Origin of the sequence: Streptomyces sp. NPDC051987, assembly GCF_040680735.1 — a bacterium.
GTDB lineage: Bacteria > Actinomycetota > Actinomycetes > Streptomycetales > Streptomycetaceae > Streptomyces.
On the sequence record NZ_JBFAXI010000068.1, the window covers coordinates 30,653 to 43,494 of the forward strand.

Genomic DNA, 12,842 nt, shown 5'->3' on the forward strand with positions numbered 1-12,842 from the left:
TCCCCGCGCCCCTCGGGGGCGCTCAGTCCTCTCTCAGTTTCAGGGCCAGGACGGGGCAGTCGGCCGCCGCTCTGCGGGCTCGTTTCCTGGTGCGGGGCGGTATCGGGCGGCCGTCCGTCAGGGGGTAGCCCCATTCGTCCAGGGTGATGTGCTCGGGGAGCAGCTCTGCGCACAGGCCGTGGCCCTGGCAGGAGGTCCAGTCGACGGTGAGGTGCTGGTCCATGTCAGATCCGTTCGGTCGGGACGGGCAGGAACGGGGTGCGGTCGGCCGCCGTGCAGTGGCCGTGGGCGTGGGCGTCGAGTTCCGTCGCGAACGTCGTGAGGGCGCTGCGGACCAGGCGGACCGTGCCGTCGGGGTGGTGGCAGGCGCCGCGGCCCGCCACCAGGCCCGCCCAGCGGGAGAGGTCCGTACGGGCGGTGCCCTGGGGGCCGGGGGTGGCCAGGGTCCGGAAGGCGGCGGCCATGCGCGGGAGGCCGTTGAGGCAGGGCCCGCACTGGCCGGCCGACTGCACCGCCAGGTGGCGCAGGACGCGGGCGGTCTCGGTCACGCCGCAGCGGTCGGCCGGGAGGGCTGCCAGGACGCCCGCGCCGAGGCAGGCGGCGGAGAGGGGGACCTGGGCGGCCTCGGCGGCCGGGATCCAGGTGCCGTGGTAGCCGCCGACCAGCACCGCGGACGCCCCTTCCAGCGGGAGGAGTCGGCCCACCGGCATGCCGAACGGCGCCTCCACGACCCGGACGTCACGGCCCGGCACGTGCAGGGTGCACAGGGCGCTGCCCGGTTCGGCGGGGGTGCCTGCCGAGCGGAACCAGTCGGCGCCGTACCGGGCGATCAGGGCCAGGTGGGCCAGCGTCTCGACGTTCTGCACCAGGGTGGGGGCGCGGCGCACCCCGCGTTCGCGGACCGGCGGTTCCGGACGGGTGGGGCGGGCGGGGCCGCCGGACAGGTACCGGACGAGGGCCGAGGCCTGGCCGGAGAGGAAGCGCGCGGGCAGGCGTACCACCTGCACGCGCACCGGGTCGTGGCGCTGGGCGAGGGCCGACTCCAGGTACGAGGCGCCGTTCTCGACGGCGAGGTACGCCTCCGCCGCGCCGACCGCCTCGGCCGCCGACTGCAGTCCGTCCAGGACCAGATGGGGTGAGAGCCGGAGCAGGGTCTGGTCCTTGCGGCTGGCCGGCTCGCTCTCCGCGCCGTTCGCGACGACGACCGGTGCGCGCCGGCTGCGGCGGGCCGCGTCGGCGACCGCGACGAACTTCCGGTACGCGGGGAAGCCCGCCCCGCCGCGGCCGGTGAGGCCGGACTCGGCCAGGGTGCGCAGGAGCGCCGCCGGATCGCCGTACGCGAGGGGGCCGTAGCGCCGCTCGTGCGTGGCGAGGTCTGCGGGGGCGCCGCCGGGGGCCAGCAGGCGCGGGGGCATGAAGACGTCGGTGAAGAGCATGGTCATCGGTGGGCCCCTTCGGTGTGCAGCAGTGCGGCGGGGGTCTGGCGGGCGGCACGGGCGGCCTGGGCGGTGCGCAGGGCGAACGCGGTGATCACCGTCGCCGTGCAGGTGACGGTCAGCCAGGTCATCCAGTCGGTGCCGGCGTCCGTGCCGATGCCGATGCCGTGGACCAGGGCGACCGGCCAGGAGGCGTACGCCAGCCAGTGCACCGCCCGCCAGGTGCGGTGGCCGAGGCGGTCCCGCAGGAGGCTGGTGACCAGGACCGCGAGCATCAGGTCCAGGGCGACGGTGCCGAGGCCGAGCCAGAGCGGCTGGTAGTGGGAGACGAAGGGGACGAGGGCGTCGAGTGCCGTGATGTTCACGTAGCCGTCGACGACCGCCACGATGACGTGCAGGGCCAGGAAGGCGGTGGCCGAGAGGGAGAGCGTGCGGTGCAGGCGCACGGTGCCGAAGCGCGGCAGGCCGGGCAGGCGGGCGCGCAGCCGGACGGCGATGCCGAGGAGGACGACGACCGTGAAGAGGACCAGGCAGACCGCGCCGGTGGCCCGGTTGGCGTACCAGAGGGTCGCGGAGGTCATGCGGCCGCCTCCGGCGCCGCGAGCGGGGCGGGCCAGCCGGGCGTGGTGACGACGGTGCCGTCGTGCGCCACCAGGCGGGCCGGCAGGCCGAGGCGGGTCAGCCGGCGTTCCGTGCCCACGCCCCTGACCAGGGCCGCCGTGCTGGCCGCGTTGGCGTCGGCACAGGTGGCCGCGGCCACCGAGACCGTGCGCCACGGGGAGCGGACCGGCAGCCCGGTGCGCGGGTCGACGATGTGGTGGAGGTCGTAGCCGCCGCGCTGCCAGCGGCGGGCACCGGTGCCGGAGGTCGCGAGGCCGCCCGAGCGCAGGCCGACGGTGTCGTACGACCCCTGCGCGGGCGGCTCGTCCACCGGACCGGTGACGTCCTGAACCCGGATCTGCCAGCCGTCCGCCGGGGGTTCGCCGGCGACGGCGGTGTCGCCACCGAGGCTCACCAGCACCCCGCAGCCGGCCGTGTCGGCCAGCAGCCGCGCGGCCCGGTCGGCGGCCCAGGCCTTGGCGGTCGCGCCCAGGTCGAGACGGACGCCCTCGGGCACGGTGACCGTGCCGGTCGCCGCGTCCAGGGTGACCTTGCGCCAGCCGGGGGCGCGGCGCACCCGCAGGGAGACCGGGCGGTCGTCCTCGCGGACGAGCGTGAAGTCGCGGTCGTAGCCGATCGCGTCCATCGCCGAGCCGACGGTCGGATCCACCGCGCCGTCCGTGACCCGGGCGGCGCGCAGGGCGACGGCGAGGGCCTCGGCGAGCAGCGGGCTGACCCGGACCGGGTGGCCGCGGCTGGTGTCGAGGGCGGCCAGTTCGGAGTCGGCACGGAACCGGCTGCAGGCCGCGTCGACCTCGGCGAGCTGCCGGGCGAGGAGCAGGTTGCAGGCGTCCAGCAGGGCCGGGTCGGTGACGACCAGGCGGACGGTGGTGCCGAGCGCGCGCCACTCGGCGGCGGCCGTCGGCCGCGGGGCGACGGTGGGAGTCATGACGCCCCCGAGGTGGAGTCGGTGGCGCCGGATCCACTGCCGGTGGTGAGACCGCCGGAGGCGGACTGGAGGGTCGAGGAGGAACCGGCGGAGTCCGACGAGCCGGACGAGCCGGACGAGCCGGACATCGACGAACTCCCCGAACTTCCAGCGGAGCTGGAACCGGAGCTGGAACCGGACGTCGTACCGGTGCTGGAACTGGACGTCGTGCCGGTGTCGTTGTTCGCGGTCGTCCGGGTGTCCGACTGCATGTGGCCGACCAGGGCGAACACGCCGGCCGTCGCGGCCAGCGTGACCGCCGCCGCCCAGGCCGCCACCCGCCGGGTGCCCCGGCGGACCGATGCGGCGGCTCCCCCCTGCTCGTGCTGACTGCCCTGCGCCATCTCGGTCATGACCGATCCCCTCCTGCGTGACTCTCTGTCACACATCACGTTCGGGTACCGGCCTGGGAGAAGTCTGTGAGGCTCCCCTACGGAGCGGAAGAACTGTCTGAGACGTTCCTGAAAAACGGCAGCGGCCGCCGGTGCGTCACCGGCGGCCGCTGTGGCGGGAGTCGGGTCAGTTCGCGGTGAGGCGGGCGATCGCCTCGTCCACCGTCAGTTCCTCGCGTTCGCCCGTCCTGCGGTCCTTGAGCTCCAGGACGCCCTCGGCGGAGCGGCGGCCCGCGACCAGGATCTGCGGTACGCCGATCAGCTCGGCGTCGGTGAACTTCACGCCCGGGGAGACCCCGGCCCGGTCGTCCACCAGGACGCGCAGCCCGGCCGCCCGGAGCTTCTCCGAGACGTCCAGGGCGAGTTCGGTCTGCAGGGCCTTGCCGGCCGCGACGACGTGCACGTCGGCCGGGGCGACCTCACGGGACCAGACCAGGCCCTTGTCGTCGGCGGTCTGCTCGGCGAGGGCGGCGACGGCGCGGGAGACGCCGATGCCGTAGGAGCCCATCGTCACGCGGACCGGCTTGCCGTTCTGACCGAGGACATCCAGCTTGAGGGCGTTGGTGTACTTCTGGCCCAGCTGGAAGATGTGGCCGATCTCGATGGCGCGGTCCAGCTTCAGGCCGGTGCCGCACTTCGGGCAGGGGTCGCCGTCCTGCACGACGACGACGTCGACGAACTCGGCCACCTCGAAGTCACGGCCGGACACCACGTTCCTGGCGTGCACGCCCTGCTTGTTGGCGCCGGTGATCCAGGCGGTACCGGGGGCCACCCGCGGGTCGGCGATGTACTTCACCTTCTCGCCCAGGCCCTGCGGGCCGACGTAGCCGCGGACCAGGTCGGGACGGCCCGCGAAGTCGGACTCGGTGACCAGCTCGACACCGGCCGGGGCGAAGTGCTCCTCGACCTTGCCCATGTCGACCTCGCGGTCACCGGGCACGCCGATGGCCACGATCTCGCCGTCGACCTTCACCAGCAGGTTCTTCAGCGTCGCGGAGGCCGGGACGCCGAGATACGCGGCGAGGGTCTCGATGGTCGGGGTGTCCGGGGTCGGGATCTCCTCGAGCGCGGGCACGCCCGACGCGTCCACCGGCTGCAGCTGGTACGAGATCGCCTCGGTGTTGGCCGCGAAGTCGCAGTTCGGGCAGTCGGCGAAGGTGTCCTCGCCGGCCTCGGCCGGGGCCAGGAACTCCTCCGACTTCGAGCCGCCCATGGCGCCGGCCGTCGCCGCGCAGATCCGGTAGTCGAGGCCGAGCCGCTCGAAGATCCGCTGGTAGGCCGCGCGGTGCAGGGCGTACGACGTCGCCAGACCCTCGTCGTCCAGGTCGAAGGAGTACGAGTCCTTCATCAGGAACTCACGGCCGCGCAGGATGCCGGCGCGCGGACGGGCCTCGTCCCGGTACTTGGTCTGGATCTGGTAGAGGATGACCGGCAGGTCCTTGTAGGAGGACGCCTGGTCTTTCACCAGCAGGGTGAAGATCTCCTCGTGGGTCGGGCCGAGGAGGTAGTCACCGCCCTTGCGGTCCTGGAGGCGGAACAGCTCGGCGCCGTACTCCTCCCAGCGGCCGGTCGCCTCGTACGGCTCCCGGGGCAGGAGGGCCGGCAGCAGCACCTCCTGGGCGCCGATCGCGTCCATCTCCTCACGGACGATCCGCTCGATGTTGGACAGCACCTTCAGACCGAGCGGCAGCCAGGACCAGATCCCGGCCGCCGTGCGGCGGACGTAGCCGGCGCGGACGAGGAGCTTGTGGCTGAGGACCTCGGCGTCCGCCGGGTCGTCACGCAGCGTCTTCGCCATCAACTGGGACATGCGTTGGACCGGTGCGTTCGCCATGGTTCTCGTACTCCTGCCGGAAAAGGGTGATGGCAAGGAGGTTAGCCGGGCTTGCTGTGCCGGTGGAAATCCGTTATCAGCGGCGGGGTCACTTACGGCGCAGCGGCAGGGGCGCGCCCATCACCGCGTACGGCTTCGGGGCGCTGGGGAAGTGCACCCGGCGGGCCAGGTCGACGTAGCCGAGGGAGTGGTAGAGGCCGCGGGCCGGGCTGTCGGTGTCGATCGCGGAGAGGATCGAGCGGGGCTCGGTGGCGCCGTCCGTGATGAGCGTGATCAGCCGGCGGCCGATGCCGCGGTTCTGGTGCTGGGGGTGCACGTGCAGTTCGGTGATGACGAAGGAGTCGTCGAGCCAGTCGGCGTTGCCCTGGGCGCGGAGGTAGGGCTCCACGACGGTGGACCACCAGTGGGTGCGGGAGTTCGGCATGCCGTAGACGAACCCCACGAGGTGCCCCTCGCTGGTGGCGCCGAGAGCCCGCGCCCCGGGGTACTGCATGTGCCTCAGGACGATCTGGCGGCGGACCGCCACCTCGTCGGGGCCCAGGCCGAAGGCGATCGCTTGGACTGCCAGGGCCTCGTCCACGTGGGCGGGGAGGTCCAGGGGGGCGATCACGAGGGTCATGTGGGGAGCGTACAGGGGGTGGAGCGCGATCGTCCGGGTGCGGGCGGGTTGTGGCTGGTCGCGCAGTTCCCCACGCCCCTTCGGGACGCGGTTCCCCCGGCGCCGGTCAGCGGAGAACCGTCAGAACAGCACGCTCATGAACGCGCCGACCTCCTGGAAGCCCACCCGCAGGTAGGTCCTTCGCGCGGCCGTGTTGAAGTCGTTGACGTAGAGGCTGACCACCGGGGCCACGTCGGCCAGGGCGTAGCGCAGCACCGCGGCCATACCGGGCGCCGCCAGTCCCGTCCCCCGGTACTCCGGGGCGACCCACACGCCCTGGATCTGGCAGGCCTCGGCCGTCGCGGCGCCGATCTCCGCCTTGAAGACGACCTTGCCGTCGGCGTCGACGCGGGCGAAGGAGCGGCCGGCGCCGACGAGTTCGGCGACCCTCGCCTGGTAGAGGAGGCCGCCGTCGCCGGCCAGCGGGGAGACGCCCACCTCCTCCGTGAACATCGCCACGCACGCCGGCATGATCGTCTCCATCTCGTCCTTGCGGATGCGGCGGACGTACGGATCCGGGGCGATGCCGGCGGGCATCCGGTCGGTGACCATCAGGGGTTGCCGGCGGCGCACCTCGCGGGCCGGGCCCCAGTGCGGTTCCAGGAGGCGCCAGAGCTGGGCGGTGGCCTCGGCGGGGCCGACGATCGAGGAGCAGCGGCGGCCGGCCCGGCGGGCGCGGTCGGCGAAGGCGCGGATCGCGCGCGGGGTGGCGCAGATCGGGACCAGGTTGGCGCCGGCGTAGCAGAGGGACGTGAGCATGCCGTCCTCGTACCAGCCCCACATCTCGCCGCCGAGGCGCCAGGGGTCGAGGCCGGCCACCTGGACGCGCGAGGTCACGAAGGCGTTCGCGACCGGCTCGCGGCCGAGTACGGCGAGCGCGGCGTCCAGGTCACTCGGTTCCAGGACCCGGGAGGTGGTCTGGGTCAGCACGTACTGGCCTCACGGTCGGATTTGCCTGATCCCCGCACTGTACCTGCCGTGATTCTGGCGCGCCGCCCTGAGGGAGGGGACAAGGTCAGTGCGGGCTGTGATCGTCCAGCCGAGCCCGCAGCTCACGGACCTCCGACTGGAGGTCCCGTACCAGGCGGTGCAGGGCTTGGATGGCAACGACGGCGGCACCGTTGGCATCCACCAGTTCAATAGTGCCGTCGTCTCTGCCCAGACCGAGTGCCGCGTACCAGTCCTGGGCCATGGGGCCGAGGTGGCGGATGTCCTCCTCCCCCAGGTAACTCCACGTGCTTACCTGCAGGCCAGCAACCGCCCTCAGAATCTCGTAGCCGTCCATTGTCCGGCCATCGGTGCCCGGGTCACCGCGCTGGTCGTCCTTCTCCGCCCGGGCCCCTTCCTTGGTGCCGGGCGGAACGGACCATGTGAGAGGGGCGATCTGGAACTTGAGATCGCGGTCACTGCCCGCGCCGGTCCAGCCGTCGGAATGGGTCTGGAAACTCGGCATCTTGCGCAGCGAGGCGAGCACGCCCTTGTGGATCCGCCTCTCGACGTTCCACAGGAAATCAGCGGCCAAGACGGTGTCCGGGTGATCATTCCCGAGTACCTTACTGAACGAGTCGACGAGACGGACGCACTCGGAGTGAACCGACCGAGGGCCGTCCGCCGCCAGTCTGGCCATCAGCAGGTTCATCCGGACACGCAACGTCTCGGGATGCTCGTCTCCGATGGCGCGGCCGAACTTCTCCGCGAGAAGGGCGAACTGCGGCACGACGGTTGCCGGGCCCTCGACGACACCGCGAGCCGCCGTGTGGTTGGCCGCTGCCTCCAGGGTGAAGGGGTGCCCTGAGCCCAGTCGCCTCTCCAGGCGTCCGAGGACGTCGGCGAAGCCGGTCCGTGCTGCTTCTGGGTCCGACCCGAACCGACAAAGCGCCTCGATCTCGGCCGCGTTGACGCTGAGGGGGTGGTCCCGGCCGAGGACCGACTCGCATTGCTCCCGCAGCGTGCCGGCCATGGCCAAGGCCTGGCTGGTGGCGCCGCGGCGCAGAGTCCAGCAGGCCAGGCCGATGCGGATGCGCAAGCTGCTGGGATGCCTGGGGCCCAGAGCGGCGTCCGCCTGGACAGCGAGTTCACCGAGCAGTCCGCAGGCCGTCGCGGGGTCACCCGAGCGTCCGGCGGCCCAGGCATGGGCATAGCGCGCGTCGAGTGCCGCGGGGTGGTCGGCGCCGAACGCGTGGATCACAGACGGCAGGAGTTCGTCCAGTTCGGTGTACGCGTGCATCCAGTTACCCGCGCGGCCCCCTGTACGCGCCATGCCCCAGCGCGCGAGCAGCCGGATCGTGTCCCCGTCCTGGTCCGGCCCGGCGGCCTTGCTGCGGACCATGGCGATGTAGAGCCTGTTGGCCTCGTGCCAGCGCCCCATGTGGCCGGTCCACCAGGCCTCTCGCAGCATGGCGAGCCGGGTGAGAACATGGTCTTCGCCCAGCCGCGCGCGGCAGTCGGCGCGCAATTCGGCGGTCAGCTCCACGGCGCGCTGGATCCGGCCGGTCTGTCCGGTCCAAAAGGCGAGGGCGTGCCTGGCCGCGAGGCTCTTGGGGCTTGCTTCACCGAACTCCTCGGTCGCTCCGCGGACGAGCCGCTCGGCGGCGTCCCTGGCCAGTTCGGGCTGATGTGCGGCGCTGAGCATGGCGACGGACCGAGCCAGCGAGTCCAGCCAGCTCTCGCCGGGAGGCCAGACCGTGAACTCCTCCGACGCGGAATGGGCAAGCACGGCGTCGGCCGCTCCGTCCCAGCCGCCGATCCAGCTGTGCGACATCAGTCCGACCAGCAGCTGCTTGTCGCTGCGCCTCCTGGACCGCCGCCCGTCGTCCAAGCGGGTCCAGGACCTCTGGATGGCGAGGTAGTCGATGTCGACCGGGCTGGCGTTCGCCTTCGCCAGGTGAGCGATGCAGCGCAGGAGGTTCTCGACGACCTCCCAGTCCCTGCCGACCCTTTTGTCGCTCTCAGCCAGGTACGCATAGAGACTCGACCGCGTGATCCTGCCGAACTCCGGTACCGCCAAGCCGTCGGCGCGGGGAGGCGGGAGGCGGGCAGCCTTCAGTAACTGGGCCTTGGTGACCTTGCCCGCATCCATGAGCCGAACCAGTTCGGCACGGAATTGCCGCCAAGTCCTCACAGTGCCTCACAAGCGTACTGGCCGGGGAGTGGCATCCATGGTGTCCGACCGTTCCGAGGAGCGTCCAGCGGAATCCACGAGACCGGTAAGACGGCTCTCGGACGTCCGGGACATGGCCGTCTGCATCCGGGACTTCACCGTGGCCGCTCTTTCCACGCTGCACTGGGACCAGTTGCTCGGCCCGTTTCCGCTACCGTCCCGGAGGTCCCGTGATGCCCTTTGCCCTCAGTCTGCTGGAGGGAACGCCGACCGTTGACGTCCTGGCGCTCAGCGCTGTGGCGTGCCCCAGGATGCTACGGCAGCTGCTGCTGTTCCTCGGCTTCCGGCGGACCTTGCGTACGGTACGACGGGACACCGCAAGGGTGTCGCTGTTCGGCATGTTCTCCGCCGCACTGACGCCACACCGTGTGCCGGGCCGTCACGGCCGACCGGACTCGGAACCGCCGGACCCGCGCGGCCTCAGCCGGCCACCGACACCGACGGCTCGCCGGAGGTGACGCCCTCCGCCTCCATCTGCTCGGCCAGCTTCATGGCCTCCTCGATGAGGGTCTCCACGATCTTGGACTCGGGGACCGTCTTGATGACCTCGCCCTTGACGAAGATCTGGCCCTTGCCGTTGCCGGAGGCGACACCGAGGTCGGCCTCGCGGGCCTCGCCGGGGCCGTTGACGACGCAGCCCATGACGGCGACGCGAAGGGGGACCTCCATGCCGGTGAGACCGGCGGTGACCTCTTCGGCGAGCTTGTAGACGTCGACCTGGGCGCGCCCGCAGGAGGGGCACGAGACGATCTCCAGGCCACGCTGCTTGAGGTTCAGGGACTCCAGGATCTGGTTGCCCACCTTGACCTCCTCGACCGGCGGCGCGGAGAGCGAGACACGGATCGTGTCGCCGATGCCCTGGGACAGGAGGGCCCCGAAGGCCACCGCCGACTTGATCGTGCCCTGGAAGGCCGGGCCCGCCTCGGTGACGCCGAGGTGGAGGGGGTAGTCGCACTGGGCGGCGAGCTGCCGGTACGCCTCGATCATCACGACCGGGTCGTTGTGCTTGACCGAGATCTTGATGTCCCGGAAGTCGTGCTCCTCGAAGAGGGACGCCTCCCACAGGGCCGACTCGACCAGCGCCTCGGGGGTCGCCTTGCCGTACTTCTGGAGCAGCCGGCGGTCCAGGGAACCGGCGTTGACGCCGATGCGGATCGGGGTGCCGTGGTCCTTGGCGGCCGCCGCGATCTCCTTGACCTTGTCGTCGAACTGCTTGATGTTGCCGGGGTTGACGCGGACGGCGGCGCAGCCGGCCTCGATCGCGGCGAAGACGTACTTCGGCTGGAAGTGGATGTCCGCGATGACCGGGATCTGGGACTTCCGGGCGATGGTCGCCAGCGCGTCCGCGTCGTCCTGGGTGGGACAGGCGACCCGCACGATCTGGCAGCCGGAGGCGGTCAGCTCGGCGATCTGCTGCAGGGTGGCGCCGATGTCGGACGTACGGGTCGTGGTCATCGACTGGACCGAGACCGGGGCGTCCCCGCCGACCGCCACGGAGCCGACCTGGATCTGCCGGCTCTTCCGGCGCTCGGCGAGCTTGGTCGGAACGGACGGCATGCCGAGAGAAATCGCAGTCATCTGCTGTGCAACCCCAAGTCGTGGATCAAGGTCCAGGTCCCGTCGTGAGCGGGTTCCAGGCTTCGAGATTACGGCACCGGCACAGGAGCGAGCACATCCCCCACCCGTAAACCCACCCGATGGAAGCGGCCCGGAGCACACTGTTCCGGGCCGCCTCGAACGCCGTGTGGCTAGGAGATTTTCACCGGGTTAACCACCCGCTGACCACCCTGGACACTCAGCCCTGCACCGGAGTCGAATCCCGTGCGGACAGCCAGCTCAGGGACAGTGCCGTAGCTCATCACCGGCGTGCCCTCTCCTTCCCCGTTGAGGAGTTCCACGATCTCTTGCCACACCCCGTCCGCCAGCCACGTGCGCTGCCGACAGCGAACCTTCTCGGGGCTGCCGAACCGCCCTGGAAGATCACGCCAGAGGATTCCGGTACGCAGACGGTGCAGCATCCCCGCGAGAGCCGCCCTCAGATCCAGCGGTGAGCGAAAGTGATGCGCGCCGTACTTGGAGCGGAGCGACTCTTCGATACGTGCCCACTGACTGTCCGTGGGGTCAGCAGGAACGGGTGTCCCCGTGCTCTCATGCCACTGGATGGTCAAGCACCTGGCCCCTTCCCGGTGCCGAAACTCCGGGTCCACGATGTCGACACGCCCCCTCAGCAATTCCATCAGGCCACGCCGCTCGGAAACCGAGAGGGACCGCATTTCCGGAGCGGCCGCTCCCAGGACAGATGTGAGCCGGGCAGCCCGGTCGACTCGGTCCTCCAGCTCCGCCAGCCAACCCCGCGCATGGACCAGGATCCGTTCGAAGACCCCCTGCTCCACTTCCAACTGCCGCATCGCGGCGACGGTGACACGGCTGTATGGTGCCTGACGCCGCAATCCGTCGAGTTCCTCCGTGAACTGTGCAACGGACCGCTCCAGCGACCTCACCCGCTCAAGGTGGCGGATCAGCCGAGTATCCGGTTCGGAGAGCGCCGACAGCATCGGCCGGCTGTGCGGTGGCATCGAAGCCAGCAGGACATTCAGATGCCGCGCCACCTGTTCCTCGGCGTGATCGGCGCGCAGAGAGCGGCAGCCGCAGCGGGCAGCCGCGTTCAACCCCGAACAGCGATACGTCCATACCCCGTCGTTGCTCCGGAAGCATCCGACGTAAGGCCGACCGCATGCCCCGTGGATTCGTCCGGTGAGCGGGTACTCACCCAAGGGATTCCTGCGTGGTCGAGTCAGCTCGGCCAGCGCTCGCTGAAAGGCTTGAGTCCGCTCCGCGGACAGAATCGCGGGCAACGGGATGACCACGCTCTCACCGTGCAGGGGTCGCCCGTCGTCGCCGAGCCGGGTGCAATGGCCGCCCCACTGCTGATCAGGGCGCCGGAAGACGGTCTCTCCGATAAACGCCGCGCTCTGCAACCGTCGGTGGAGGTTCGTCCCTGTCCAGGGTTTTCCGCTCCGGGTCGGAATCCCGCGTCTGTTCAGTTCCTCGGCGACGTCCGTCAGGGTGCGGCCACCCTCGATCACAAGATCGGCCAGGAGCCGCACCACAGCCGCTTCAGCCGGATCGACTTCGAGAGCCGACCCGAAAGCTCCCTTCCCGCGGATTCTGTAGCCGTACGGTGCCGGGCCGCCCGGCCAGCCGCCGTCCAGCGCCTTGAGCTGCCGACCCGCCTGAGTGTGGGCGACGATCCGTCGATAGTCCGCATCCACTGCCTGTGCAAGCCGGTCGATGGTCAGCCATCTTTCAAAGTCGGCCTCCCCCAGAGGCTCGACGCAGCACTCGACCCGAGCACCGGCGTCTTCGATCTGCCAGACGCATCGCCAGACGGCGGACTCCGTTCGCCCCAGACGGTCGAGACGATGCGCGAGGACGAGGCCGACACGACCTTCGCCGATTTCCACCAGCAGTTCATCGAGCCCAGGTCGTGAATCCGTCGAGCCCGATTCGCCGACGTCTTCCCAGTAACCCGCAAGCCGCCACGTCGGCTGCTGTTCCACGAACTTCCGAATGGCTTCTGCCTGAGCGGGGATTCCGTACCGTCCCCTTTGCTCCGCCGTCGAGACACGCAGGTATGCGGCGACAACGAGGGGCTCGGCGTCTCTGCCCTTGTCTTCTGGGGCAGCCGCTCGGCCAGGTCGAAGGTGAGCGAGATCTGGGCGAGCTTGGCCTGGCAGTAGGCCTGCACGCCGTCCCAGTGGCGCTCCAGCATCA

The 12,842-nt window shown here is 70.9% G+C and carries 11 protein-coding genes; all 11 read right to left on the minus strand.

The annotated features are described in order from the left end of the window. Positions 1-22: 22 nt before the first annotated feature. Positions 23-223, minus strand: a complete 201-nt coding sequence (locus tag AB0M11_RS29195) for a ferredoxin (RefSeq protein ID WP_365710649.1) — start codon at positions 221-223, stop codon at positions 23-25. A gap of 1 nt (position 224) precedes the next feature. Further along, positions 225-1,442: an NADH-ubiquinone oxidoreductase-F iron-sulfur binding region domain-containing protein gene (locus AB0M11_RS29200; RefSeq protein ID WP_365710651.1), complete on the minus strand. Its 1,218-nt coding sequence runs from the start codon at positions 1,440-1,442 to the stop codon at positions 225-227. Next, the gene (locus AB0M11_RS29205; protein WP_365710653.1) at positions 1,439-2,017 is read right to left on the minus strand and encodes a ferric reductase-like transmembrane domain-containing protein; all 579 of its coding nucleotides are present in this window, start codon (positions 2,015-2,017) and stop codon (positions 1,439-1,441) included. Before AB0M11_RS29205 ends, AB0M11_RS29200 begins: the two co-directional genes overlap by 4 nt. Beyond that, a complete protein-coding gene (locus tag AB0M11_RS29210) occupies positions 2,014-2,985 on the minus strand; it encodes an FAD:protein FMN transferase (protein ID WP_365710655.1) in 972 nt (323 codons plus the stop codon). The genes AB0M11_RS29205 and AB0M11_RS29210 overlap by 4 nt, the downstream gene beginning before the upstream one ends. After that, complete coding sequence (locus AB0M11_RS29215; protein WP_365710656.1) at positions 2,982-3,377, minus strand: hypothetical protein; 396 nt, start codon at positions 3,375-3,377, stop codon at positions 2,982-2,984. Before AB0M11_RS29215 ends, AB0M11_RS29210 begins: the two co-directional genes overlap by 4 nt. A gap of 166 nt (positions 3,378-3,543) precedes the next feature. Further along, complete coding sequence (locus AB0M11_RS29220; RefSeq protein WP_365710658.1) at positions 3,544-5,250, minus strand: proline--tRNA ligase; 1,707 nt, start codon at positions 5,248-5,250, stop codon at positions 3,544-3,546. An 88-nt stretch (positions 5,251-5,338) separates the two neighbouring features. Continuing rightward, a complete protein-coding gene (locus tag AB0M11_RS29225) occupies positions 5,339-5,869 on the minus strand; it encodes a GNAT family N-acetyltransferase (RefSeq protein WP_365710660.1) in 531 nt (176 codons plus the stop codon). A 120-nt stretch (positions 5,870-5,989) separates the two neighbouring features. Then, complete coding sequence (locus tag AB0M11_RS29230) at positions 5,990-6,838, minus strand: GNAT family N-acetyltransferase (RefSeq protein ID WP_365710662.1); 849 nt, start codon at positions 6,836-6,838, stop codon at positions 5,990-5,992. 85 nt (positions 6,839-6,923) lie between these two features. Beyond that, entirely contained in the window at positions 6,924-8,987 is a 2,064-nt protein-coding gene (locus tag AB0M11_RS29235; protein WP_365710664.1) for a tail fiber domain-containing protein, read from the minus strand. A 501-nt stretch (positions 8,988-9,488) separates the two neighbouring features. Continuing rightward, positions 9,489-10,646 carry a flavodoxin-dependent (E)-4-hydroxy-3-methylbut-2-enyl-diphosphate synthase gene (gene ispG / locus AB0M11_RS29240; RefSeq protein WP_365710666.1) on the minus strand — a complete coding sequence of 386 codons (1,158 nt, stop codon included), beginning with the start codon at positions 10,644-10,646 and terminating at the stop codon, positions 9,489-9,491. Between the two features lie 170 nt (positions 10,647-10,816). Then, entirely contained in the window at positions 10,817-12,826 is a 2,010-nt protein-coding gene (locus AB0M11_RS29245; protein ID WP_365710668.1) for a recombinase family protein, read from the minus strand. Positions 12,827-12,842 lie beyond the last annotated feature (16 nt).

Coding starts and splice junctions, on each gene's coding strand:
- AB0M11_RS29195 (WP_365710649.1), bottom strand. CDS start 223: ATGGACCAGCACCTCACCGTCGACTGGACCTCCTGCCAGGGCCACGGC.
- AB0M11_RS29200 (WP_365710651.1), bottom strand. CDS start 1,442: ATGACCATGCTCTTCACCGACGTCTTCATGCCCCCGCGCCTGCTGGCC.
- AB0M11_RS29205 (WP_365710653.1), bottom strand. CDS start 2,017: ATGACCTCCGCGACCCTCTGGTACGCCAACCGGGCCACCGGCGCGGTC.
- AB0M11_RS29210 (WP_365710655.1), bottom strand. CDS start 2,985: ATGACTCCCACCGTCGCCCCGCGGCCGACGGCCGCCGCCGAGTGGCGC.
- AB0M11_RS29215 (WP_365710656.1), bottom strand. CDS start 3,377: ATGACCGAGATGGCGCAGGGCAGTCAGCACGAGCAGGGGGGAGCCGCC.
- AB0M11_RS29220 (WP_365710658.1), bottom strand. CDS start 5,250: ATGGCGAACGCACCGGTCCAACGCATGTCCCAGTTGATGGCGAAGACG.
- AB0M11_RS29225 (WP_365710660.1), bottom strand. CDS start 5,869: ATGACCCTCGTGATCGCCCCCCTGGACCTCCCCGCCCACGTGGACGAG.
- AB0M11_RS29235 (WP_365710664.1), bottom strand. CDS start 8,987: ATGGATGCGGGCAAGGTCACCAAGGCCCAGTTACTGAAGGCTGCCCGC.
- ispG (WP_365710666.1), bottom strand. CDS start 10,646: ATGACTGCGATTTCTCTCGGCATGCCGTCCGTTCCGACCAAGCTCGCC.